Source organism: Roseomonas sp. TF40 (genome assembly GCF_057219975.1).
Window position 1 is genome coordinate 240,901 of record NZ_JBXVVR010000006.1, and the last position, 24,046, is coordinate 264,946.

The following is a 24,046-nucleotide window of genomic DNA, read 5'->3' on the forward strand; positions in this document are numbered from 1 at the left end:
AGGCGGCGATGACCCGGATCGACCGCTACATCCTGCGCCAGCTGCTCGGCGGGCTGCTTGCCGTCACCTGCGGGCTGGCGGCGCTGGTCTGGCTGACGCAATCGCTGCGCTTCATCGAGCTGGTGCTGGATCGCGGCCTGTCGCTGGCGGTGTTCATCCAGCTCACCGGGCTGATGCTGCCGGGTTTCTTCGCGGTGATCCTGCCCATCACCACCTTCATCGTCGTGCTGTTCACCTATGTGCGGATGAATTCCGACCGCGAGCTGGTGGTGATGCGCGCCGCCGGCCTCTCCCAGCTGCGGCTGGCCCGGCCGGGGATGGTGCTGGCGGGCGGGGCGGTGGTGATCGGCTATCTGCTCAACCTCTGGCTCGTGCCGCTCTCCCACACCGCCTTCCGCATCTGGCAGTTCGAGATCCGCAACCAGATGGCCGCGATCCTGCTGCAGGAGGGCGTATTCAGCTCGGTCGGCGGCGATCTCACCGTCTATGCCCGCACGCGCGAGCGCGACGGCACGATGCGCGGCATCCTGGTGCATGACGCGCGCGAGGCCGGCGCGCCGGTGACGATCCTGGCCGAGAGCGGCAATGTGGTGACCACGCCGACCGGCCCGCGCGTGACGCTGCGCGATGGCGTGCGCCAGCAGATCGAGCGCGTGCCCAACCCCGCGCCGGGCCAGCCCGCCATGCGGCTTTCCGTGCTGAGCTTCGCGGAGAACAGCCTCGACCTCGCCCGCGCCACGCGGCAGGAGGAGGCGCGCTTCCGCGATTCGCGCGAACGCGGCGTGGAGGAGCTGCTCGCCCCCGACCCGGCCGAGGGGCTGCGCCCGCGCGAACTGGCCCGCTTCTATGGGGAGGCGCATCAGCGCCTGTCCTCGCCGCTCACCGCCCTCTCCTTCGCGCTGGTCGGCCTGGCCGTGGCGCTAACCGGGCAGTTCCAGCGCCATGGCGGGGGGCTGCGCCTGGTGATCGGGGTGGGGCTGGTGGTGGGGCTGCTCGCCCTCGGCCTGACGGTGGGCAACCTCGCCACGCGCGACAACGCCTTCGTGGCGCTGATCTGGCTGCATGCCGTGCTGCCCGGCGTGGTCAGCCTGTGGTGGATCCAGGGCGCGCCGGGCCTGCCGCGCCCGCGCCCGCGCGGCCTGCCACCCGAACCGGCCAGCCTGGGCGAGGCCGCCTGATGGTCATCACCCAGACGCTGACGCTCTATGTCGCACGCGGCTTCGCGCTGATGACGCTGACCATGCTCGGCGCGCTGACCGGGCTGGTGGCGCTGTTCGACTTCATCGAGTTGCTGCGCCGCGCCGCCACGCGCCCCGATGTGGGCTTCACCGTGCCGCTGGAGATCGCGGCCCTCCGCCTGCCCTTCGTGGCGCTGCAGATCCTGCCCTTCGCCATCCTGCTCGGCGGCATCATCGCCTTCTGGCGGCTGACCCGCAGCTCGGAGTTGATCGTCGCACGCGCCGCGGGTGTGTCGGCCTGGGGCTTCCTGATGGGCCCGCTGGCGGTGGCGGTGCTGCTGGGGATGGTCGCGACACTCGGCGTCTCCCCGCTTTCCTCCGTGCTGCTCTCGCGCGCCGAGCGGCTGGACCAGAGCTTCCTGCGCACCGGCGGCGGGCTGACCGCGCTGGCCGGCGGGCGGCTGTGGCTGCGCCAATCGGACCGTGAGATCGAGCCGCAGGGCGTGGCCATCCTGGCCGGGCGGCCCGTGCCCATGGCCCAGCCCGCCCCGGGCGCCACCATGCCGCCTGCGCATCGGGCCCGGTTCGAGTTGCAGGAGGTCACGGTCTGGCGCCTGTCCGCCGAGGATCGGCCGCTGGCGCGCATCGAGGCGCCGCGCGCGCGGCTGAGCGAGGGGCGCTGGCTGCTGGAAGAGGCCGTGACCTTCGGCGCGGACCGCCTGCCGAGCGCGCCGCGCAACCTCTCCCTGCCCACCGAGCTGACGCCCGACCGCATCCAGGACAGCTTCGCCTCGCCCGAGACACTGGGCTTCTGGTCCCTGCCCGGCTTCATCGAGGTGCTGGAGAGTGCCGGCTTCTCCGCCGTGCGGCACCGCATCCAGTTCCAGTCGCTGCTGGCCCTGCCGGTGCTCGCCCTGGCCATGGCGCTGCTCTCGGCCGGCTTCTCCATGCGCCAGACGCGCCGTGGCGGCGTGGCGCAGATGATCGGCGGCGGCGTGGCGGCGGGCTTCGCCCTTTTCGTCGTGGACAAGGTGAGCAATGAATTCGGCGAGGCTGGGTCGCTGCCCGTGATCCTGGCCGCCTGGGCGCCCACCCTGGCCGGGCTGCTGCTCGCCCTCGCCCTGCTGCTGCATCTGGAGGATGGCTGAGTGACCGACGCCACCCCCCCGCCCCGCCGCCCGAAGCTGCCCCCCGCGATCCATGGGCCGCGCCCGGCCGCCCCGCCTCCGCCGGCTAGGCGCCGCCGCGTGGCCGATCCGGGCCTGTGGCGCGCGGGCCTCGCCGCGCCCATCGCCGCCGCCGCCTTCCTGATCGCGCTGACGCCCCTCCGGCCCGAGGCGCAGCCCAGCCTGCTCGGCCTCGGCTCGCCCGCCCAGAACAGCGAGCCGGTGACCTTCACCGCCGGCGAGGTCGAATACGACCAGAACACCGAGACCGTCACCGCGCGCGGCCGGGTCGAGGCCTGGCAGGGCGAGCGCGTGCTGCGCGCCGACACCTTCACCTACAACCGCGCCACCGGCGTGGCGGTGGCCGAGGGCAACGTCGTGCTGATCGAGGCCAATGGTCAGATCCTCTTCACCGACCGCGCCGAGCTGACCGGGGGCATGCGCGATGCGGTGCTGGAGGGCGTGGGCGGCTTGCTCGCCGGCAATGCGCGCGTCGCCGCCGCGGGCGCGCGGCGCACCAATGGCGACATCACCGACCTCGCCCGCGTCGTCTATTCCGCCTGCGACCTCTGCCCCGAGGACCCCAACCGCCCGCCGCTGTGGCAGCTGCGCGCGCGCATCGCGAGCCTGCACAGCACCGAGCAGCGCGTGCGCTACCGCGACGCCGCGGTGCAGTTCGCGGGCGTGCCGGTGCTCTACACGCCCTATCTGAGCCATGCCTCGCCGGATGCGCGCCGCGCCTCGGGTTTCCTTTCGCCCACCTTCGGCAATTCCAACCTGCTCGGCCTTTTCGTGGAGCAGCCCTATTACTGGGCGATCGACGAGCAATCGGATCTGCGCGTCTCCACCACCGTCTCCACCCGCCAATTGCCGCAGCTCGGCGGCATCTATCGCCGGCGCTTCAACAATGGCGAGCTGATGATCGAAAGCTCGGTCGGCAATCTCGACGGCGACCGCACGGATGACGACGGCGTGGGCGGCCATGTCTTCGCCAATGGGCGCTTCAGCCTCGATGAGAATTGGCGCGCCGGCTTCGCGCTGAACCGCGCCTCCTCGCGCGACTATCTGCGCGCCTATCGCTATGGCTCGCCCAACCTGCTGACCTCCAACGCCTATCTCGAGGGCTTCTGGGGCACCGATGGCTATGCGCGGATCGACAGCCGGCTCTACCAGGCGCTGGCCTCCTCGGCCTCGATCAACACCTCGGTCACGCCCTTCGTGCTGCCCTTCGGCTATACCGAATGGGTGATGCCGCAGGACAGCCTGGGTGGGCGCTTCACGCTCGATGCCTCGGCCCTCAGCATCTTCCGCAGTGCGGGCACCGATACCCGCCGTGCGGCGACTCGCGCCAGCTACGAATTGCCCCTGCTTGGCCAGTACGGGGAGATCTGGACGCTGCGCGCCCAGGCGGATGCGATGGGCGGCTGGGCGGATGGCATCGCACTGACCCCCACGCTGGGCGATCCCGGCGCCGATGGCCTGTATTCGCGCGCCCATGCGCGGGCGGCCATCGATTGGCGCCTGCCGCTGATCCGCGACGCGGGCGCCTACGGCGCGCATCTGATCGAACCGCGCGTGCAGTTCGTGACCGGCCCCAATACCGGCAGCCAGTCGAACTACCCGAACGAGGACAGCCTCGACCTGGAATTCACGGACGCCACGCTCTTCGCGCTCAACCGCTTTCCCGGCCGTGACCGGCTGGAGGGCGGCACCCGCGCCGATGCGGCGCTGCGCGCCGCCTGGCTCTTCCCCAATGGCGGGCAGCTGGAGGGCCTGGCCGGGCGCTCCTTCCGCGCCGACACGGACGCGACCTACCCCACCGGCTCGGGGCTGGAGCGCCATGCCTCGGATTGGGTGGGGCGCGTGCGCCTCGCCCCCGTGCCGTGGTTCGAGGTGATGGGCCGCGCCCGGCTCGACAGCCAGACCACCGAGCCGCGGCTGTGGGACTTCACGGGCACCTTCTTCGGCCCGCGCTTCACCCTCTCCGCGGGCTATTTCCTGACCATGCCCGAGCCCTATGTCGCAACCGCCAAACGGGAGGAGATCTCGGTGGGCGGTTCGGTGCAGCTCAATGATTTCTGGCGGCTGGGCGCCTTCGGCCGCTACGACATCGCGCGCGATCGCGGCGTGGCCGGGCAGGTGGCGCTGACCTATGAGGACGAGTGCTTCATCTTCGAGACCCGCTTCGTGCGCAATCGCGCCGAGAACCTTCAGACCGGCAATGAATACGCCTCCGGCACCCTGCTGCTGTTCCGCATCGGGCTGAAGACCATCGGCGATTTCGGGATCAGGGCTTTGTGAGCCCTAAGACGGCGTGACGGACGCGCCGACGCGCTGGTGCGCAAGGCCAAACGGGTCGTCTGCGCGCGGGGCCGCTTTCGCGGCCCGAGGGGTGGCACTCTCGGCATGGTCACGCACGGCTTGTGCGGTTGCGGAGCGGGCGCGGGGCGCTTAAGCAATACCCCATGCGCCTCCTGCCCCGCCTTCTCCTGCCGCTCACCCTCGCCGCCGGGCTGCTGGGCGCGCCCGTGCCGGCGCCGGCGCAGGAGACCAACCGCATCATCGCCGTGATCAACGGCGACATCATCACCCGCGCCGATGTGGATGGCCGGCGCCGCCTCTTCGCGCTCAATGCCGGGCTCAACGCCGCCCCCGCCGCGCTGGACCGGCTGAACCCGCAGGTCACCCGCCTGCTGATCGACGAACGGCTCCGCCTTCAGGAAGCCCAGCGCCGCCGCGTGCCGGTGACCGACCAGGACATCGCCCAATCCCTCGCCGACATCGAACGCCGCAACAACCTTCCCCCTGGTGGGCTGGTGGCGCAATTGCGCCGCGCCGGCATCGAGCCTCGCGTGTTGTTCGACCAGCTGCGCGTGCAGATCGCCTGGTCGCGCCTGATTCGCGCCATGCTGAACGCCCAGGGGCCGATCAGCGACGCCGAGGTGGCCGATTTCATCGCCGCCACACGCGCCCGCGCAGGCCAGCCGGAATACCTGGTGGGCGAGATCTTCGTCCCCGTGGACGACCCCTCGGAGGAACCCGAGGTCCGCCGCTTCGTGGATGAGATCGTGGCCCAGCTGCGCGGCGGCGTGCCCTTCCCCATCGCCGCGACGCAGTTCAGCCAGTCTCAGAGCGCGCTCGCCGGCGGCGATCTCGGCTGGGTCGGTGCCGAGGCCGTGGACCCCGCGGTGCAGCGGGTTCTGGCACAGATGCCCCCCGGCGCCATCGCCAGCCCGATCCGCGTGCCCGGCGGCTTCCAGATCGTCACCCTGCGCGCGCGGCGCGAGGTTGGGCGGGACGATGCCACCATGCTGAGCATCCGCCAGGTCTTCTTCCCTTTCCCTGGCCAGCTCGACCCCAACGCGCCGACGCCGCAGCAGATCGCCGTGGTGGAGCGCGCCCGCGCGCTCTCCGCCTCCGCCCGCAGCTGCGATGCGATCGAGGCCGCCGCCCGGGCCTCCGGCTCCGATCGCCCGACCGATCCGGGGCCGGTGCGCCTTGAGACGATGCAGCCGCCGCAGCTGCGCGCCATGGTCGCCTCCCTGCCGCCGGGCCGCGCCAGCCAGGCGATCATCGCCCCCGATGGCGTAGCCGTGCTGATGGTCTGCTCGCGCGAGAGCCGCAACCTCGCCGAGCCCACGCCCGAGGCCGCGCGTCAGCAGATCACGCGCGACCGCGCCGAACTGCTCTCCCGCCAGTTGCAGCGCGAGATCCGCCGCCGCGCGCAGATCGAGATGCGTAGCTGAGCCGATGACCCCCGCGCTGCCGTCGCTGCGCGAGACGGTGGCGCGCCACGGCCTCGATGCCCGCAAGTCGCTCGGCCAGCACTTCCTGCTCGATGAGGCGCTCTGCGCGCGCATCGCGGCCCTGGCGGGCGACCTCACGGGGCGCCATGTGCTGGAAGTCGGCCCCGGCCCTGGCGGGCTGACCCGCGCGCTGCTCGCCACCCCGGCCGCGCGCGTGCTGGCCGTGGAGCTGGACCGCCGCGCCATCGCCGCCCTCGCTGAACTCGGCGCGCTGCATCCCGGCCGGCTGGAGGTGCGGGAGGCCGATGCGATGACCATCGACATCGCCGCCGAACTCGCTGCCCCACGGAAGATCGTCGCCAACCTGCCCTACAATGTCGGCACGCCGCTGCTGGTCGGCTGGCTGCGCGCGGCGGCGGCGATCGAGGGCATGACGCTGATGTTCCAGCAGGAGGTGGCGGAGCGCATCTGCGCCGCCCCCGACACCGAGCATTACGGGCGGCTCGGCGTGCTGGCGCAGTGGCGCTGCAAGGTGAGCTTCCTGCTGCGCCTGCCGCCGGGCGCCTTCTCGCCCCCGCCCAAGGTGTTTTCCGCCGTCGTCGGCCTCACGCCCCATGCCGAGGATCCCGGCCCGGCGCTGTTCGCGGCGATGGAGCGCACCACGGCGGCGGCCTTCGGCCAGCGCCGCAAGATGCTGCGCGGCGCGCTGAAATCGCTCGGCGATGCGGAAGGCCTGCTCGGCCTTGCCGGCATCGCCGGCGACCGCCGCGCCGAGACGCTGAGCGTCGCCGAGTTCGACCGCCTCGCCCGTTGCCTCTTGAGCAGAGAGAATCCGCCATGACCCTGCCGCCCGATACCGACCTCAGGATCTGCTTCGCGCATGTCGCCTACCGCTTCGCCGAGCGCTACGCGCAGCGCGGCGGGACGCTCGCGCATTTCGAGGTCCGCTCCCTCGATGAGCTGGAGGCACGGATCCAGGAGGCCGATGTGCTGCTGGTCTCGGGGATGTGGCGCAACCACCTCGCGGCCAAGGCGAAGCGGCTGAAATTCATCCAGTCGATCAGCGCCGGCGTCGACCAGTATGACCGCGACGTGCTGCGCGGTGCGGGCATCCGCCTCGCCTCGGCGCAGGGGGCGAATGCGAATGCGGTGTCGGAACACGCGATGGCGCTGATCCTGGCGGTCATGCGCCGGCTTCCGGAAGCTCGCGACAACCAACTCGGAAGACATTGGCGCGGCATGATCGGGGACCTGACCCAGCGCGAGGACGAGCTCGGCGGCAAGACGCTGGTCGTCGTCGGGCTCGGGCGCATCGGCGGGCGGCTCGCGCGCCTTGCCAAGGCCTTCGGCATGAAGGTCATCGGGCTGCGCGCGGACCCGGCCAAGGGGGCGGATGGCGCGGATGAGGTGCATGGCATGGGCGAGTTGCATGCCTGCCTCGCCCGCGCCGACATCGTCGCGCTCTGCTGCGCGCTCACGCCCGAGACGCGCGGGCTGATGGGGGCCAGCGAATTCGCCGCGATGAAGCCGGGCGCGATGCTGGTGAATGTCGCGCGCGGGCCGGTCTGCGACGAGGCCGCGCTGATCGCGGCGCTGGCCTCCGGGCAGGTCGGCCATGCCGCGCTCGACGTGACGGCGGAAGAGCCGCTGCCCGAGGCCAGCCCGCTCTGGCACATGCCCAATGTCGTGATCACGCCGCATACCGGCGGCGAGACGCGCGCCTATGAGGGCAATGTGCTCGACCTGATGGAGGAAAACCTGGGCCGTCTGCGCCGCGGCGAGACGGCGCTGTTCAACCAGGTTGTGTAGCGAGAAGCTCCTCGACCATGGCCCGGTCCGGCGTCGCGCCGTCGCGCGCGCGCAGCGCCCCGGCGGCGGAGGAGAAGCGGATGGCCTGCGCCGCACTCTGCCCCTCCGCAATCGCCAGCGCGTAGGCGCCGTGGAACACATCCCCCGCGCCGGTCGTGTTGGTGGCCTGCACGCGGAAGGCCGGGGTGACGCGCGGCGTCGGATCCTCGCGCGTCATCCATTGCGTGCCCTTCTCGCCGCGCGTCACGGCGGCGACGGTGCAGCCGGCCTCGATCGCCCGCCGCAGCGCCTCCACCGGCTTGGCCCCGGGCGCCCAATTCGCGAGGCCCGGCACCGAGAACACGGCATGGTCCACGCGCGGGATCAGGTCCATGAGGATGCGCGTCTCGGTCTTCTCGCCATCGATCACGGTGGGGATGCCCTTGGCGCGGGCATAGTCCAGCGCGCGCGCGGCCCCTTCCGGCCAGCGCGGGTCGCAGAGGAAGGCCTTGGCCGTGTCGATCAACTGCAGCGGCAGCCAGGCCGGGTCCGTGCCGAGATTCTCGCCGCGATAGGCGTAGATGCTGCGCTCGCCCACCGGGTCCACCAGCACGGCCGAGACCGGCGTGCGCGCATTGGGGGCGAGGCGGCAATGCGAGACATCCACCCCCTGCTCCGCCAGCGCCTGCAGCAGCGGCTTGCCGTTGAGGTCATCCCCGACACGGCCCCAGAAGATGCAATTGCCGCCCATCCGCGCCACCGCGACCGAGGCATTGGCGGCCAGGCCGCCCGCGCCCAGCTTGTAGCTGCGCGCGCGGTTCTTGGAGGGCGGCTGCACGATGTCGTCGACGTAGAAGGTGTGGTCCATGACCACGCTGCCGAGGCAGACGACGACAGGGCGGGAATCAGGTGCGTTCATGCGACGTAACGTCCCATCCCGCCCCCCCCTTCGCCAAGCGGCAATTCCGCTGCCCGCCTGGCTGCAGGCGCGATTGCTGCTGGTGACGCCGGAGATCCTGGTGCTCGACAAGCCCGCCGGCCTGCCCATCGCCGCGCGCCAGGGCGAGGATCTGGCGCGCCACCTGCCCGCCTTGCGGATGGGCAGGAAGCGCGATCCGCAGCCGGCGCATCGTCTCGATACCGACACGGCCGGGCTGCTGGTGCTGGGCCGCACGGCGCCGATGCTGGCCGCGCTCAACGCGCTGTTCGCCGGGCGCCATGTGCGCAAGACCTACTGGGCGGTGGTACGCGGCGCGCCCGGCGCCGAGGCCGGCGTGATCGACGCCCCGCTGCTCAAGACCAGCACGCGCGCGGCCGGTTGGCGCATGGCGGTGGATGCCAAGGGCGATCCGGCCCGCACCGCCTGGCGCGTGCTCGGCCGCGCGCCCAAGGGAGCGCCCAGCCTCGCCTGGCTGGAGTTGCGGCCCGAGACGGGGCGCACGCATCAACTTCGCGTGCATTGCGCGCATCTCGGCTGCCCGATCCTGGGCGATACGCTCTACGGCGCGGGCGAGCCGGGCGGGCTGCACCTGCTGGCCCGCGCGCTGCACCTGCCGCTCGACCCGCCGCTGGACCTCGAAGCACCGGTACCGGCGCATATGCACGCGGCGCTGGCGCGCTGTGCTCCCTCAGCGGACCCGCAGGTCTGAGCGTGCCGCCACGCCATCCGCGTCCAGCACGGTGATGCGGTAGAAGCCCGGCCCCGGCGGGGTCCAGGCGGCCTCGCGCCGGGCGCGTTCATGCGCCAGGGGCGCGCCATCGACCAGGAAGGTCAGCGGCCGGCGCCCGCCCGTGGCGCGCAGCGTGACCGGCCCCGCCCCCTCCACCAGCACCGCGCCAGGCATGGGAAACGCCAGGCGCAGCCGGTCCACGGGCTGGGCGAGCGGCGGGGCGATGGGGCGGACCTGCAGCGGCTCCAGCGGTGCGGCGGGCAGCAGGGCGAAGAGCGCGGCGAGTTGCGGCAGCGCGGCGGTGCGCCCCGTCAGCCCGGGCAGCGGCGTGCCATCCGGCCGGCCGATCCACACGCCACCCACATGGCGCTGGTCATAGCCGAAGGCCCAGGCGTCCCGCCCGCCCCAGCTCGTGCCGGTCTTCCAGGCGATCCCCCCGGGGCCACCGCCCGGGAAGGGCTGCACCAGCACCCCCGCCACCGCCCGCGCCGCCTGGGGCGCGACCACCGGCACGCCACCCACGCCCCGCCCCTGGTCGGCCAGCGTGGCGTAGAGCGCCATCATCTCCCGCAGCGTGGTGCCCGACCCGCCGAGCGCGAGCGGCAGGGAGGGCTCGGCCCCCGGCGCGAGGCGCGGCGGCGCCCCCGCGCTCTTGAGCGCCGCGGCGAAGCGCAGCGCCCCCACCTCGGCCAGCAGCGCCACCGCCGGCAGGTTGAGCGATTGCCGCAGCGCCTCCGCCGCCGTCACGCGGCCGGCGAAATCGCGGGAGAAATTCTCGGGCGCATAGCTGCCGAAGCGCGCCGGCAGGTCGCTCAGCAGCGTCTCGGGCCGCGCCGCCCCGGCCTCGAAGGCCATCGCGTAGAGCAGCGGCTTCAGCGCCGAACCGGGCGAACGCACGGCGCGCGTCAGATCCAGCGCCCCGGCCCGGGCCTCCACCCCGAAGGCGCCGCCGACCAGGGCGCGGGGTTCGCGCGTCGCGGCATCGGTGATCATCAGCGCGATCGCCGCGCGCTCGGGCAGCGGGCGCAGCGCCTCGGCGGCAATCCGCTCGGCGGCGCGCTGCAGGTCGCGGTCGAGCGTGGTGGCGATGCGCGCGCCCGGCGGCGCCCCGCGCGCGACCTCCCGCGCATGATGGGGTGCGAGCCGCGGCAGGGGCGTGCGGGCGCTGGGCAGGGGGCTGGCGAGGGCGAGGTCGCGCTCGGCGACGCTGACCTCGCCCGCCCCGGCGGCGCGGGCCAGCAGCACGGCGTCGCGTGCCGCGCGGGCGCGTTCGGGGTGGCGATCGGGGCGCAGCGCCTCGGGCCGGCGGGCGAGGGCGATCAGCAGCGCGGCCTCCCCGGCGTCGAGCTGCCCGGGCGGGCGGCCGAACCAGGCGAGGGAGCCGGCGCGCAGCCCCTCGAGATTGCCGCCCTGCGGCGCGAGCGTCAGCCAGATGCCGAGGATCTCGCCCTTGCTGAAGCGGGCCTCAAGCTGCAGGGCGCGCGCGATCTCGATCAGCTTGCTGCGCAGCGTGCGCGGGCGGGGCTCCAGCAGCCGCGCGGCCTGCATGGTCAGCGTCGACCCGCCCGAGACCACCCGCCCGGCGCGGATCCATTGCAGGCTGGCGCGCGCCAGCGCCGCGGGATCGACGCCGCGATGCCACAGGAAGCGCCGGTCCTCGGCCGCGACCAGCATCGCGATCAGGTGCGGCGGCACGTCCTCGACCGTGGTGGCGAGCCGCCAGACCCCGCCCGCGGCCGGCAGGACCGAGAGGGTCCGCCCCTCCCGGTCCAGCACCTCGACGCCCGCCGCGAGGCGCACGAGGTTGGGCGGGAAGGCCCGGTCCAGCGCCACCACGGCCAGCGCCACCGCCGCCAGGGCGAGCCCGGCGAGGGTCAGGCGGCGGCGCATCACTCCGCCGGCAGCACCGCGATGCGGGCGCTGTTCTGGCGGCCGAAGATGCCGGGGCGGTACATGTCCGCCGCCTCCATCCCCGGCAGTTCGAAGGAGCCTGCCGTCACCGCCCGCAGCCGCACCGCGAGCCGCGCCAGCGGCGAATCGGGCGTTAGCTCGATGGCGGCGGCGAAGCGGTCATCGCGCGCGGCCACGCTCTGCGCCTCGGTGAGCGTGCCGAGCCAGGGCATGCCCGTGACCTCACCCGCCGGCAGCCGCCCGGCGATTTCCCAGCCCGCGGGCAGCCCCTGGGTGAGCATCGCCTCATGCCGTTCGTTGTTCAGCGCGCGCACTTCCATGAGCAGCACGAAATTCGTGCCCGCCCGCAGCGTGTCGAGATTCACCGGCTGGCCCGCCATGTCGAAGAAGCGGCGCGCGACGCGCAGCCCCTGGCTGGCCGCCGGCAAAGGCGAGGTCGGCACGCCGGCGATGGTCACCGCCTGCACCACCGGCGCATCGCCCCGGTTGCGCGCCTGGCCCGGCGCGGTCAGGGCCGCGTGCAGCACGGGGGCCACGGGCAGGTCGCGCTCATTGAAGGTCATGCGCAGCGGCCGCCCGTCACGCCCGAGCACCGCGGCCGCGGCCACGGCCCAGGCCTGTTCCTGGGTATTGCTGACCGCCGGCGTGAAATCCGCCCCCGGCAGGCGCGCGAGCAGCGCGGGCAGCCGGTCCTGGGCCACGCCGCTCTCGCGCAGCAGCAGCGCGGTGGCCAGCGCATCGCGCGCCGCCGAGCCGTAATCCGCGAACCAGAAACTCCGCCCCGGATTGGCCAGCGCGGCGGCGAAGACCTGCTCGGCCCGCGCCCGGTCGCCCGCCCGCGCGAAGGCGGCGGCGAGCTGCGCCTTGGCCAGCGGCGTGGGCAGGGCGTCGAGGCTCTCCGCCAGGCGCCGCGCCGCACCCAGCCGGTGCCGCCCGGCGAGGCCCATCAGGTGCACCCGATAGGCCTGGGCGGCCAGCGCCGCGGGGCCGCTGCTGTTCTGCTCGAGCGATTCCTCGACGCCGCGCAGCGCATCGGCCAGCGCGGCTTCCGGCACCGGGGCGCCGGCCGCTTTGGCGCGCAGCAGCGCCTCCACGGCGTAGAGGCTCGCCCAGTCATGCACCTCGCCCTCGGCGGACCAGAAGCCGAAGCGGCCATCGAAGCGCTGGCGGTCCAGCACGGATTGCAGCGCCTGGAGCAGCGCCGCCTGGTCCTCCTGCGCCGTGTCCGGGTTCTGCGGCGCGAAGCTGAGCGCCAGCAGGCGGGAGGAGGCCTGTTCCAGGCAATCCAGCGGGAAGCGCTTGAGGCCGGCCAGCAGCGCCGCCGAATCGAAGCGCACCGGCGCCCCCCAGCTCACCGAGGCCCGCCAGGTGCCGGCGATGAAGCGGTCCGAGGGCAGCGGCACCGCCGCCGTGCCGCCGGGGGGCAGCGTGGCGAAGGCGATCTCACTGACCGCGGGGCGGGAGGAGCGCACGGTGATCCGGCTCTCCCGCGTCGTGGTGAAGCCGTTCGGCCCGGTGACGGCCAGGCGCAGCACGCCCTCCCCCACCATGGTCGCGCGGAGTTGCGTGGCGGGCAGGGCCCGCGCCCCGGCCGCCAGGCTCAGCTCGATCCGCGCCGGCCCGGCGAGTTCGATGGCGCCCGTGGCGGTCAGGGTGGCGGTGAAGGCGCCGGCCGGCAGTTCGACATTGTGCAGCAGCACCGGCAGGCGGGCGGTGTCACCCGGGGCGAGGAAGCGCGGCAGCAGCGCCTCGGCCACCGCGGCCTCGCGCACCGTCATGGGCCGCGAGGCCTGGCCGATGCGGTTACCCTCCCAGGCCACGACCATCAGCCGCACCTCGCCGGCGAAATCGGGCATGTCGAGCGGGATCACCGCGCGGCCATCCGGGCCCACCGCCACCGCGCCGCTGAACAGGGCCACGATGCGCTGCGGGATCTGGATCATGCCCGCGCCATCCATGCCGTCGCCACCCTGGCGCAGCACCGCCGCCTCACCCTCCGCGGGGGCAATCAGCCGCCCGTAATCGTCGCGGATGTCGAGGCCGAGGCGCCGCCGCGCCAGGAAATGCCCGGCCGGATCGGGCGAGGCGAAGTTGGTGATCCGCAGAATGCCCTCATCCACCGCGGCCAGCGTGACCATGGCGGAGCCACCCGATTGGGCGAGCCGGATCGGCACCTCGATGCGGGTATTGGGGCGCACGAGGTCGGGGGTCTCGATCGCCACCGCCATCTGCCGCGCGCTGGGATCAAGGCCGAGCCAGACGAGGCCGAGCGCGCGGCCCGGCCGCCCGGCCGGCGACTGGCCGGGGCGGAAGACGGTGACGGAGACATGCGCGCCCGGCCCCCAGGCCGGATCGACCGGCACCGAGACCTCGGCGCCCGCTTCCGGCACGGTGATTTCCTGCAGCGACACCACGCGGTCCGTCAGCACGGCCACGCTGGCGCGCCCGGCGAAGGGGGGCGTGATGCGGATGCGCGCCGTCTCGCCCGGCGCATAGGCGCGCTTGTCGGCGGCGAGATCGACGCGGTCCGGCACCTCCGCCGACTCGCCCTGCGCCCAGCCGCTGCGGAAGCGGTAGCTTGCGATGGCGAGGCCGTTGGGCTCGCTCACCTCGATGCGGTAGCGGCCGAAGGGCAGCACGCGGGCGAAGCGGCCCGGCGCGTTGGGCGCGACGGCGATGTTGGTGCTGTCCACCGGCTCATCGCGCCAGACCGTCTCATAGCGGGCGATGCGCTCGCGCATCACGATCCGCCAGTCGGGGCGCTCGCGCACCAGGCGCAGGCGGAGATTGGCGGCGATGGCGGCCCCTTCGGGATTCACCGCGGCGATCTGGAAGGCGGCCTCGGCATTGGCATCCACCGCGCCCCCCTCGAAGCCGGGGCGAATGGCGAGCAGCGTGCCGGCCGGGCGCACCGGCAGGGTGGTGCGCGCGCCGCTCACCCGCCCGCCGGGCTCGCCCATCAGCACGGCGATCTCCGCCTTCACCGGGCGGGTCGTATCGGGGGCGGCGGGCAGCAGCACGGAGACCGCGGCGCGGCCCTGCGCGTCGGTTTCCGGCACCTCGAAATTCAGCAAATCGGGGGCGAAGCTTTCCTCCATCAGCCCGAAGCGCCAGCCGCGCCAGGCAGGCCAGGGCTCGGCATCCGGGACCAGCCGCAGCTCCGCCGTGCCGGTCAGCCCCGCACCGGGCGCGCCATAGAGGAAGCGCGCCGTGACCGGCAGGTCGAGCGCCCTGCCCGGCACCAGCGACCCGGCCGTGCCGAGGGTGACTTCCAGCCGCTCCGGCACGAAGGCATCGACGCGGAAGGTGGTGCGACCGATCGGCGGCGCGCTGGGGTCGGCCAGCACCTCCACCGTCCAGGCGCCCACCGGCGCGCTGGAGGAGAGCGCCACCGGCACGGTGAAGGCCGCGCCCGGCACGCGCGCGGGCACGGCCTCGAAGAACACCTGCCCGTTCGGCCGGCGGATGCGCAGCCGCGCCGGGATGTCGGCCGGCGCGCCGCCGCCCTCGCGCAGCAGGGCCGAGACCTGCACCGTCTCGCCCGGGCGATAGATGCCGCGATCGAGCCAGACGAAGGCATCGAGCGGCCCGGGATGCGCCCGGCCCTCGGCGCCGCGGTCGGAGAGGTCGAAGGCGGCGGTCAGCAAATCGAGGCTCGCGAAATCATCCCCGGCCAGGGCCTGCAGCGCGAGCGGCGATTGCGGCCCCTCCCCGCGCAGCAGCGCCGCGCCGAAGGTGACCTGGCCCTGCGCGTCGGTCGTCGCCTCGCCCAATATGTCGTTGTTGCGGGCCAGCAGCCGCACCTGCGCGCCGGCGCGCGGCAGGGCGTCGGAGAAGCCGCGCAGCTGGGCGGTCAGCCCCTGCGGCCCCTGCCAGGCGGTGAGACCCAGGTCCGTCGCCAGGATCGCCACCGCGCTGGGCGAGATGCGGTTGCGCTGGCCATCGCCCGGCAGGGCGACCAGCAGGTACATCCCCGGCCCCGCCGTCCGCAGCGCCTCGGGCAGCGGCAGGGCCGTGCGGGCGGTGGTGTTGGGCGCGGCGGCGGGCAGTTCCGCCCTTCCTTCCCAGACCACGCGGCCACTTTCATCGGCCATGATGTTGGCGGTCCAGCCCTCGAGCAGCGTCCCCGGGCGCCAGTCGCGCGTCAGCGTGGCGATGTTGCGCTCGCTGACCCGGATCAGGCGCAGTTCCAGAGAGGCGACATTCACCGTCGCGACCGTGAGCTGCGGCGCCTGGCCGCGCGGCAGCACGAAGGCGCGGCTGTCGAAGGCGATGCGCGGCATGCGGTTCGGCATGGCGATGTTGAGCTGCCAGTCGCGCAGCACGCGCAGCCCGTCCTCGCCCGGCAGGCCGGCGCGCATGATCACCCGCGTGGTCTGGCCCCAGGGCAGGCCGGCGAGGCAGAGCACGTCGCCCTCCCGCACCACGGTCATGCCGGGCAGCGGCGGTTCGGCGCGGAACCAGTCCTGCGGCTGGAAGTCGGCGCGGCGGGAGGGGGCGGAGGTGAAGTCGATGCAGGCGCGCGCCGGCTCGGCGTCGGATTCGGTGCGCAGGCGCCGCACCAGCAGCCCCGCGGCGCGGCGCGCGGCGGCGAGTTGCTCCCGGTAACGGGCCTCATCCGGCGCACGCTCCACCACCGCTTCCAGCGCCTGGAGCTGGAAGGCCGGGCGGTCGGCCACGCGCAGCGCCTCGGCGATCAGTTGCAGGGAGGGGATCTCGGGCACGCCGCCGGGCACCATCAGGAAGGCCTTCCAGCCGGCCTGCAGCGCGCGGGCGGCCTCGGGCGGGGTGCGGCGCAGCTGCGCGGTGCCGAGCGCCAGCCAGGTATCGGCGCTGGCCTGGCCGAGGGCGATCCGCTCCTCCCAGGCGGTGGCGGCGGCGGCCCAGTCGTTGCGGGCCTCGGCGGCGCGGGCGCGGGTCTCGGCCTGGGCGCGCTGCTGCGGCGTGCCGCCGGCGGGGAAGCGGCGCGTCAGGCTGCCTTCATAGACATCCGCATCGCGGTCGAGACCAGGGATTTCCAGGGCCTGCGCCGGGACCAGCCAGGCGAGAAGGGCCAGGAAGGGCAGCAGGAAGCGCAACATCAGGCGTGCTCCGGGCAGGCGTTTCGCACAGCATGGCATGGCTGTGTGGCGAATGCATGGAGGTGTGAGCATTTTGCGCCCTCAGGCGCCGGGCGCCCTTCCGCGCCTCGGTCGGCTTCGCCGCCCGCACGCGTGGAAAGGCACAGGGCCAGCCCGTTCAGCTTCCCGCCGGCCGATGCCCCGACACCCGCGCCCCCGTCTCGGGCGGCAGGCGCAGCGTCGAGGGCAGCGAGGCCAGCACCACCAGCCCCGCCACCAGGAAGCCCACGGAGAACTCGCCCAGCCCCGGCGCGTCCCGCCCCGTCACCGCCAGCGAAGCCTCCAGCGTCATCGAGCCAAGCACCACGCCCAGCGCCAGGCCCAGCTGCTGCAAGGTCCCGGTCATGGCCGTGGCGGCGGCGAATTTCTCCGGCGGCACATCGGCGAAGGAGAGCGCATTGAGCGCGGTGAAATGCAGGCTGCGCGTCAGCCCACCCAGCGCCAGCACGGCGAAGATCGCCACCAGCGGCCAGGCGGGGGTGAAGGTGGCGCAGACCACCACGCCCGCCGTCGCCGCCACGCAATTCACGCTCAGCACCGTGCGGAAGCCGAAGCGCTTGAGCAGCGGGCGCACCAGCGGCTTCATCGCGAAGGCGCCCAGCGCCGAGGCGAAGGTGACCAGCCCGCTGGTCCCGGCCGAAAGCCCGAAGACCAGCTGCAGCTTGAGCGGCAGCAGGAAGGGCACGGCCGAGGCCCCGGCGCGGAACAGCGAGCCCGCACCCATCGACATGCCGAAGCTGCGCATCCGGAACAGGGAGAGATCCACCGCCGGGCGCGCCGCGCGCCGCGAATGGCCGATGGCCAGCCAGGCGAAGCCAAGCCCCCCCAGCGCCGCCGCCGCCGTGGCCCAATGCGGCACGAGGCCACGCCCGAGCGTCTCCGCCGCCGCCATCAGCAGCGCCAGCGCCGCGCCCCAGAGCGTGAGGCCCCGCAGATCGAGCGGCCCGGCATCCTCCTTCTCCACATCGGGGATGAAGCGCCAGACCAGGATCAGGCCGAGGATGCCGACCGGCACGTTGATCCAGAACACCGCGCGCCAGGACACCGCATCGGCCAGCAGCCCCCCCAGCGGCGGGCCGCAGACCGGCCCCAGCAAGGCGGGCATGGTCAGCCAGGTCATGGCGGAGACCAGTTCCTCCTTGCGGATGCGCCGCAGCAGCAGCAACCGCCCCACGGGCACCATCATCGCGCCCCCCACGCCCTGCAGCACGCGCGCCGCCACCAGCGAGACGAGGCCCTGGGAGAGCCCGACCAGGGCGGAGGACAGGGCGAAGACGAAGATCGCCAGCATGAAGACGCGCCGCGCCCCGAAGCGATCCGCGATCCAGCCCGAGACGGGGATGAAGACGCACAGCGCCACCAGGTAGGAGGTGATGGCGACCGAGAGATGCACAGGGTCCTGGTTCAGGTCCCGCGCCATGGACGGCAGCACCGTGCCGACCACGGCGTTGTCCAGGTTCTGCATGAACAAGGCACTCGCCACGATGATGGCGATGGTGCGCGGATCGGCTTGCTTTTGGCCCGGCCGATTCAGCCCTCCAGGCCCTTCGGCCTTCCGGTCATCGGACAGGGCACTCATCCCCGTGCGAGCGCCCGCAGCGCGGCGCGCTGGATCTTTGGCCCGTTCGGGCCATCGGTGACGGGAAAGGCGTCGAGCGTGACCACCCGCGCCGGCACCTTGAAGCCGGCAAGGCTCGCCTTCGCGGCGCGCAGCAGGGCGGCGGCGTCGAAATCCGCGCCGGGGATGACGCAGGCGACGGCCTTGCCCGCATCCTCCACCACCTGCACCGCGCGCACGCCGGGCTGATGCGCGAGAAAGACCTCGATCTCCTCGGGCGAGACCAGGAAGCCGCCGAGGCGCAGCGCATCGCCGCTGCGCGTGAGGAAGTCGAAGCCCCCGCCATCGGCGCGCGCCACGGCGAGGTCGCCGGTGGCGAACCAGCCCTGATGCGGCGGCGCCCCGAGATAGCCGGCGAAGAGCGAGGGCCCGCGCAGATGCAGCCCGCCTTCGGCATCGATGCGGAAGGCGGCCTCGGCACTCACCGGCATGCCGCCGCCCGGCGCCACGCCCGCCGCCTGCACGGCAAACAGCGCCTGCGCCTCCGAACTGCCATAGACGCCACGCACCGCGAGGTTCAGCGCGTCGGAGGCCGCGAGCACCGCGGCACCCTGGCCGTGGAAATTGGCGAAGCCGGTGAAGGCGAAGGGGGCATAGGGCCGGCCGCCGGCCGCCTCGGCGAGCTTCAGCAGCAATTCATCGCCCGCGACCATATGGGTGATGCGCTGGTCGCGGATCAGCGCATCGGCGGCCGCGGCCTCGAAGCGTTCCTGCATCGCGATGGCCGCCCCCCCGGCCAGCGCCGCCAGCGCGGCACTCAGCCCGAAAGTGCCGCAGAGCGGCACCACGGCGAGGAAGGCAGCGCCCGGCGCGTCGAGCCCGATCCGCGCCGCCACCGCCCGCGCATGGGTGGCGAGGCTGCGCTGGCTGTGCAGCACCAGCTTCGGCCCGGCCGTGGTGCCGGAGGTGGTGTAGGTCAGCGCCGGGCTCTCGGGCGTGGCGGCATCCGCGCTCTCCCCGGCCAGCGTATCCAGCGGGTGCACCGGCAGGCCGGCGAGGACGCCCGCCCCCAGACCATCCGCGCCGATCACGAATCGCAGCCCGGCGCGGGCATCGGCCGGCACGGCCTCGAGGATCGCGCCCGCATCGACGCCGGCGAAATCCCGCGCCACGGCGATCGCGCAGGGCTTGGCGCGCGCCAGCAGATTTGCCAGTTCCGCGGCGCGGAAGCGCGTGTTCAGCAGGATGGCGCAGGCGCCGCGCCGCGCGAGGGCCAGCAGCAGCAGCAGGAAATCCGGCCGGTTCGGCAGGAACAGCGCCACCCGGTCGCCGGGGCCGATGCCCAGCCCCGCCAGCCCGCCCGCCATCGCCTCCACGCGCCGCGCGACCTCGGCCCAGCGCAGCCCGCCAAAGGCCGGCGCATCGGGCCGCGCGGCGGCGGTGGTCTCGAGCAGATGGGTGAGCGTGGCAGGCGCCATCCGCGCATGATGCGGCGGCGCGTTCGGCACCACCAGAGCACGATCCGTCCTTTTGGACGGATCGTGCTCTGGCACGCATTGGTTCCAGAGCAAGAAATCCGCTCCGATCTCGCGGCAACGCCGCGATATCGCAGCGGCTATTGCTCTGGAGCTTGACGGGTGACTGGACGCGCGGGACCGTCCCGCCCATGTCCGAGAAACCCGACGCCGTCACCCTCGCCGTGCTGGAGAACCGCTTCCGCGCGGTGGTGGAGGAGATGGGCGAGGCGCTGCTGCGCACCGCGACCTCGCAGATCCTCAATTCCTCGCGCGATTTCTCCATTGCCCTGTGCGATGCGCAGGCGCGGCTGGTGGCGCAGGCGGATCACATCCCGGTGCATGTCGGCGCCATGCCGCTTGCCGCTGAGGCCGTGCTCAAGGCCTTCGGGAGCGCGATCAAGCCCGGCGAGTGCTACCTGCTGAACGACCCCTGGCATGGCGGCAGCCATTTGCCGGATTTGACGATCGTTCTCCCGGTTTTCGGTGAGGGGAGGCTGCGCTTCCTCTGCGTGGTGCGCGCCCATCAATCCGACATCGGCGGCGCCACGCATGGCGGCTACAACCCCGGCGCGACCGAGATCTGGCAGGAGGGCATCCGCATCCCGCCCATCCGCCTCGGCGAGCACGACACGCTGCGCGAGGACCTCGTGCAGATGCTGGCGCTGAACACCCGCATCGCGCGCGATTTCCGCGGCGACCTGATGGCGATGTGGGGCGCGGCACGGCTCGGCGGCAAGCGCATCGAGGCGCTGCTCGCGCAGCATGGCGCGGGCAAGCTGGCGGCGGCGGTGGAGGCGATCCTCGACCTCGCGGAAGCCCATGCCGCGCGCATCATCGAATCCTGGGCCGATGGCGACTACCGCGGCGAGGCCACGCTGGATGATGACGGCCATGGCGCGCGCGACATCCCCATCGTCGCGCGCGTCACCAAGCGCGGCGGGCATGTGCATGTCGATCTCTCCGACAGCGCCGACCAGGTGCGCGGCTTCGTCAATTCCTCCTGGCCCAACACGCTGAGCGCGGCGCGCATGGCGCTCGCCTATCTGCTCGACCCGGAGGTGGCGAAGAACGAGGGCTGCTTCCGCACGCTCTCCGTCACGGCGCGCGAGGGCAGCATCGTCAATGCGCGGCCCGGCGCGGCGGTGACGCTCTGCACCAGCCATTGCAGCAACGAGATCGTCGAGGCGATCGTGAAGGCCCTGGCGCCGGCCTGCCCGCAACGTGCCATGGGTGGGTGGGGCAGGCGCTTCCGCGTCGCGATCCAGGGCAACGATCCGCGGCGTGACTCGAAAAAATTCGTCTGGCATCTCTTCCATGCGCGCCCCGGCGGCGGCGGCCATGCGCAGGGCGATGGCTGGTCCGGCGCCGGCGAGTGGCATTCCGCCGGCGGGCTGAAATTCGGCAGCGTCGAGATGGCGGAGGCGCGCTTTCCCCTCTTCTTCCGCCGCCATGAATTCCGCCCCGATTCCGCCGGCCTGGGCCAGTATCGCGGCGGCTTCGGCGCCGAACTCGAACTGGTGATCGAGACGGCGGGCGAGGCGCGCGCGAACACGGCGGGCGATGGCGTGCGCCATGGCGCGGCCGGGATGCTCGGCGGCGCGGATGGCGCGCCGCACCGCTACACGCTGCGCCACAAGGACGGCACGGAGCGCGAGTTGCGCACCAAGGAGGCCGCGATCCTGCTCGCGCCGGGCGATGTGCTGGTGGTGCGCTCGGGCGGTGGTGGCGGCTGGGGTGATCCCGCGCTGCGCGATCCCACCCGCATCGCGCAGGATCGGGCCGAAGGATTGGTGAAGTGAACGCCCCCTATCGCATCGGCGTCGATGTCGGCGGCACCTTCACCGATGTCGTCTGCCTCGGCGCGGATGGCGCGACGCTGCTGGTCAAGGCCGCGACCACGCCCGATGACCAGTCGCGCGGCGTGCTCGATGGCCTCGCTTTGCTCGCCGCCACGCTGCACCTGACGCTGCGCGAGATGCTCGAGATGACCGAGCGCCTGGTGCATGGCACGACGGTCGCCACCAACGCGCTGCTGGAACGGCGCACCGCGCGCATCGGCCTGATCACCACCGAGGGCCATCGCGACGTGATCGAGATGCGGGAGGGCCTGAAGCCCGAGCGCTACGACCTGCGCCTCTCGCCCCCCGCCCCCCTGGTGCCCCGCGCGCGGCGGATCGGGCTGCGGGAGCGCATCCGCGCCGAGGGCCGGGTGGCCACGCCGCTCGATCTCGATTCGCTCGAGGACGCCATCACGCAGCTCCGCGCCCAGCAGGTCGAGGCGGTGGCGGTCTGCCTGCTGCATGCCTGGCGCGACGACAGCCATGAGCGCGCGGTGGGTGATGCGGTGCGCGCGGCCCTGCCCGGCGCCTATGTCACCCTGAGCAGCGAGGTGCTGCCCCAGATCAAGGAGTTCGAGCGCTTCTCCACCACGGTGGTGAACGCGGCCGTCGGGCCCATCGTCGCCACCTATCTCGGCCGGCTGGAACAGCGGCTGGAGCAGGCCGGCTTCCACGGCCCGCTCTTCGTCATCCTCAGCCATGGCGGTGTGGCGCCCGTGGCGGAGGCCGCGCGGCTTGCCGCCGGCACGGCGCTCTCCGGCCCGGCCGGGGGCGTGGCCGCGGGGCTGGCCCTGGCGCAGGCAGGGCTGGGCGAGGACCTCGTGACCTTCGATGTCGGCGGCACCTCCACCGATGTCGCCCTCATCGCGGGCGGGGAGGCCGCGCTGGGCCGCGGGCGCGCCGTGGGGGGCGAGCGCATCGCGCTGGAGAGCCTCGACATCGTCACGCTGGGGGCGGGGGGCGGTTCCATCGCCCATGTCGGCCCGGGCGGGATGATGCGGGTCGGGCCCCGCAGCGCCGGCGCGGTGCCGGGCCCGGCCTGCTACGGCGCGGGCGGGACGGAACCCGCGGTGACGGATGCGAATCTCGTGCTCGGCTACCTCGACGCCGCGCGCTTCCTCGGGGGCACGCGGCGGCTCGACACCGCGGCGGCGCAGGATGCCGTGGCGCGGCTCGGCACGGCGCTGGGGCTCGGGGCGATGGAATGCGCGGCCGGCATCCATGCGCTGGCCAATGTGGCGATGGCCGAGGGCATCCGCGTCGCCACGGTGCGGCGCGGCGTGGATCCGCGCGGCTTCACCCTGCTCGCCTTCGGGGGGGCCGCGGGGCTGCACGCCTCGGCGGTCGCGCGGGATCTCGGCATGCGGCGCGTGGCCGTGCCGCTGCTCGCCGCCGGGCTCTCGGCCTGGGGCATGCTGCAGACCGATCTGCGCTACGAGGTCTCCCGCAGCCTGGTCGGCGCCACCGGCCTGCCGGAGGAAGCCGAACTGCGCGCCCTGTTCGACGCGCTGGAAGCCGCCGCGCGCGCGCGGCTGGCGTCCTGGATGCCGGGCGAGCCGCTGATCCGCCGCAGCGCGGACATGCGCTATGGCGAGCAGGTCTTCGAGGTCGGGGTGCCGCTCGATGCGGTGGAGTGGTCCGCCCCCGGCCTGCCCGCCCGGCTCGCAGCCGCCTTCCATGCGCGGCATGAGGCGCTGTTCACCTATGCGCTGCAGGGCGAGGAGGTGGTGCTGGTCACGGCGCGGCTCGCCGCCATCGGCCGCCTGCCGGCCCGCCCCGCCCCCGCCCTGCCGGCGCGCGACGCCGCCACGCCCCAGGCCACCCGCCGCGCCTGGATCGAGGGCGCCTGGGCCGATCTGCCGGTCTGGAGCTTCGCCGACCTCGCGCCCGATCAGCCCGTGCCTGGCCCCGCCATCGTCGAGAGCGACACCACCACGGTCCTGCTGCTGCCCGGCGACGCCGCGCGGCTGGATGCCCGCGGCTGGCTGGAGGTCACGCTGCCGGGGTAGAGCAATTTCCGATCAGATGACCTCATCTGATCGGATTTCTTGCTCAAAGACGATCAGGCTGCAGCCACCCGGGCGTAGTGCAGCACGGCCTCGCCCGGCTCCCAGCGGATCAGGACCGGCCGCAGCGCGCCATCCGCGCCGGGTTGGCCGGCGAACCAGGCGCCGTAGAGCCCTTCCAGCACCGCCCCCGCCCAGGCGCCGTCGGAATCCTCGCCGGTGCCCACGGCCGGGGCCGCGCCATGGGTGATCACCAGCCGGCAGGCGGTGGCGTCGAAGGAGAGGCGGCAGAAGCCCCATTCGGCGCCGGCCAGCGCGTCATTCATCCGCGCCTCCAGATCCACCAGCGTGTCGCAATAGGCGAGCGGCAGGGCGGCTGCCATGCGCGCCCCCACGGCGCGCAGCAGCGCCGCGCGGCCTTCCGCGTCCAGGTGTTCGTCCAGCGTCTCGACCATGGCGCGCAGGAAGCCGCGCCATTGCGGGCCGACCGAGCGGCGGGCGAGGTAGGCGGCGGTGATCGGTTCGGCCGAGGTCATGCTGAGGTCCAG

General features: G+C 73.5%; 15 protein-coding genes. 9 read left to right on the top strand and 6 right to left on the bottom strand.

Going from position 1 to position 24,046, the window contains the following annotated elements:
* The first annotated feature begins 8 nt into the window (after positions 1-8).
* The 6 genes from lptF to AC2D9U_RS17970 all read left to right on the top strand — a co-directional run bounded on the left by lptF (position 9) and on the right by AC2D9U_RS17970 (position 7,899).
* Positions 9-1,178: an LPS export ABC transporter permease LptF gene (lptF, locus tag AC2D9U_RS17945; RefSeq protein ID WP_484751570.1), complete on the top strand. Its 1,170-nt coding sequence runs from the start codon at positions 9-11 to the stop codon at positions 1,176-1,178.
* Entirely contained in the window at positions 1,178-2,326 is a 1,149-nt protein-coding gene (gene lptG / locus AC2D9U_RS17950) for an LPS export ABC transporter permease LptG (RefSeq protein WP_484751571.1), read from the top strand. The genes lptF and lptG overlap by 1 nt, the downstream gene beginning before the upstream one ends.
* Positions 2,327-4,645 (top strand): LPS-assembly protein LptD, encoded by a 2,319-nt coding sequence (locus tag AC2D9U_RS17955; RefSeq protein WP_484751572.1) that lies wholly within the window; start codon positions 2,327-2,329, stop codon positions 4,643-4,645.
* A gap of 164 nt (positions 4,646-4,809) precedes the next feature.
* Entirely contained in the window at positions 4,810-6,090 is a 1,281-nt protein-coding gene (locus tag AC2D9U_RS17960; protein ID WP_484751573.1) for a peptidylprolyl isomerase, read from the top strand.
* A gap of 4 nt (positions 6,091-6,094) precedes the next feature.
* Complete coding sequence (gene rsmA / locus AC2D9U_RS17965) at positions 6,095-6,931, top strand: 16S rRNA (adenine(1518)-N(6)/adenine(1519)-N(6))-dimethyltransferase RsmA (protein ID WP_484751574.1); 837 nt, start codon at positions 6,095-6,097, stop codon at positions 6,929-6,931.
* On the top strand, positions 6,928-7,899 hold the full coding sequence (locus AC2D9U_RS17970; protein WP_484751575.1) for a D-2-hydroxyacid dehydrogenase: 972 nt from the start codon (positions 6,928-6,930) through the stop codon (positions 7,897-7,899). The genes rsmA and AC2D9U_RS17970 overlap by 4 nt, the downstream gene beginning before the upstream one ends.
* On the opposite strand, the gene AC2D9U_RS17975 is transcribed toward AC2D9U_RS17970, so the two are convergent.
* The gene (locus AC2D9U_RS17975) at positions 7,883-8,797 is read right to left on the bottom strand and encodes a PfkB family carbohydrate kinase (protein WP_484751576.1); all 915 of its coding nucleotides are present in this window, start codon (positions 8,795-8,797) and stop codon (positions 7,883-7,885) included. The two genes, AC2D9U_RS17970 and AC2D9U_RS17975, sit on opposite strands and share 17 nt — an antisense overlap.
* On the opposite strand from AC2D9U_RS17975, the gene AC2D9U_RS17980 reads away from it, so the two are divergent.
* Positions 8,796-9,527, top strand: a complete 732-nt coding sequence (locus AC2D9U_RS17980; protein WP_484751577.1) for an RluA family pseudouridine synthase — start codon at positions 8,796-8,798, stop codon at positions 9,525-9,527. The genes AC2D9U_RS17975 and AC2D9U_RS17980 overlap by 2 nt on opposite strands.
* Here the strand turns inward: AC2D9U_RS17980 and pbpC are convergent.
* The 4 genes from pbpC to AC2D9U_RS18000 all read right to left on the bottom strand — a co-directional run bounded on the left by pbpC (position 9,507) and on the right by AC2D9U_RS18000 (position 19,615).
* Positions 9,507-11,438, bottom strand: a complete 1,932-nt coding sequence (pbpC, locus tag AC2D9U_RS17985; RefSeq protein ID WP_484751578.1) for a penicillin-binding protein 1C — start codon at positions 11,436-11,438, stop codon at positions 9,507-9,509. The genes AC2D9U_RS17980 and pbpC overlap by 21 nt on opposite strands.
* Positions 11,438-16,540: an alpha-2-macroglobulin family protein gene (locus AC2D9U_RS17990; protein WP_484751579.1), complete on the bottom strand. Its 5,103-nt coding sequence runs from the start codon at positions 16,538-16,540 to the stop codon at positions 11,438-11,440. Before AC2D9U_RS17990 ends, pbpC begins: the two co-directional genes overlap by 1 nt.
* A gap of 157 nt (positions 16,541-16,697) precedes the next feature.
* Entirely contained in the window at positions 16,698-18,158 is a 1,461-nt protein-coding gene (locus tag AC2D9U_RS17995) for an MDR family MFS transporter (RefSeq protein ID WP_484751580.1), read from the bottom strand.
* Entirely contained in the window at positions 18,155-19,615 is a 1,461-nt protein-coding gene (locus AC2D9U_RS18000; protein WP_484751581.1) for an AMP-binding protein, read from the bottom strand. Before AC2D9U_RS18000 ends, AC2D9U_RS17995 begins: the two co-directional genes overlap by 4 nt.
* Positions 19,616-19,803: 188 nt before the next feature.
* Between AC2D9U_RS18000 and AC2D9U_RS18005 the strand changes: the two genes are divergently transcribed.
* Together AC2D9U_RS18005 and AC2D9U_RS18010 are read left to right on the top strand one after the other, a co-directional pair.
* The gene (locus tag AC2D9U_RS18005; RefSeq protein ID WP_484751582.1) at positions 19,804-21,453 is read left to right on the top strand and encodes a hydantoinase B/oxoprolinase family protein; all 1,650 of its coding nucleotides are present in this window, start codon (positions 19,804-19,806) and stop codon (positions 21,451-21,453) included.
* Positions 21,450-23,501 carry a hydantoinase/oxoprolinase family protein gene (locus tag AC2D9U_RS18010; protein WP_484751583.1) on the top strand — a complete coding sequence of 684 codons (2,052 nt, stop codon included), beginning with the start codon at positions 21,450-21,452 and terminating at the stop codon, positions 23,499-23,501. Before AC2D9U_RS18005 ends, AC2D9U_RS18010 begins: the two co-directional genes overlap by 4 nt.
* A gap of 53 nt (positions 23,502-23,554) precedes the next feature.
* Here the strand turns inward: AC2D9U_RS18010 and bcsD are convergent, their stop codons facing one another.
* Complete coding sequence (gene bcsD / locus AC2D9U_RS18015; protein WP_484751584.1) at positions 23,555-24,034, bottom strand: cellulose biosynthesis protein BcsD; 480 nt, start codon at positions 24,032-24,034, stop codon at positions 23,555-23,557.
* Positions 24,035-24,046 lie beyond the last annotated feature (12 nt).

What these genes read in the sequence shown, in the direction of transcription:
- AC2D9U_RS18005 (WP_484751582.1), top strand. Translation starts at nt 19,804, where the DNA reads ATGTCCGAGAAACCCGACGCCGTCACCCTCGCCGTGCTGGAGAACCGC.
- pbpC (WP_484751578.1), bottom strand. Translation starts at nt 11,438, where the DNA reads ATGCGCCGCCGCCTGACCCTCGCCGGGCTCGCCCTGGCGGCGGTGGCG.
- bcsD (WP_484751584.1), bottom strand. Translation starts at nt 24,034, where the DNA reads ATGACCTCGGCCGAACCGATCACCGCCGCCTACCTCGCCCGCCGCTCG.
- AC2D9U_RS17995 (WP_484751580.1), bottom strand. Translation starts at nt 18,158, where the DNA reads ATGAGTGCCCTGTCCGATGACCGGAAGGCCGAAGGGCCTGGAGGGCTG.
- rsmA (WP_484751574.1), top strand. Translation starts at nt 6,095, where the DNA reads ATGACCCCCGCGCTGCCGTCGCTGCGCGAGACGGTGGCGCGCCACGGC.
- lptG (WP_484751571.1), top strand. Translation starts at nt 1,178, where the DNA reads ATGGTCATCACCCAGACGCTGACGCTCTATGTCGCACGCGGCTTCGCG.
- lptF (WP_484751570.1), top strand. Translation starts at nt 9, where the DNA reads ATGACCCGGATCGACCGCTACATCCTGCGCCAGCTGCTCGGCGGGCTG.
- AC2D9U_RS17980 (WP_484751577.1), top strand. Translation starts at nt 8,796, where the DNA reads ATGCGACGTAACGTCCCATCCCGCCCCCCCCTTCGCCAAGCGGCAATT.
- AC2D9U_RS18000 (WP_484751581.1), bottom strand. Translation starts at nt 19,615, where the DNA reads ATGGCGCCTGCCACGCTCACCCATCTGCTCGAGACCACCGCCGCCGCG.
- AC2D9U_RS17960 (WP_484751573.1), top strand. Translation starts at nt 4,810, where the DNA reads ATGCGCCTCCTGCCCCGCCTTCTCCTGCCGCTCACCCTCGCCGCCGGG.
- AC2D9U_RS17975 (WP_484751576.1), bottom strand. Translation starts at nt 8,797, where the DNA reads ATGAACGCACCTGATTCCCGCCCTGTCGTCGTCTGCCTCGGCAGCGTG.
- AC2D9U_RS17990 (WP_484751579.1), bottom strand. Translation starts at nt 16,540, where the DNA reads ATGTTGCGCTTCCTGCTGCCCTTCCTGGCCCTTCTCGCCTGGCTGGTC.
- AC2D9U_RS17970 (WP_484751575.1), top strand. Translation starts at nt 6,928, where the DNA reads ATGACCCTGCCGCCCGATACCGACCTCAGGATCTGCTTCGCGCATGTC.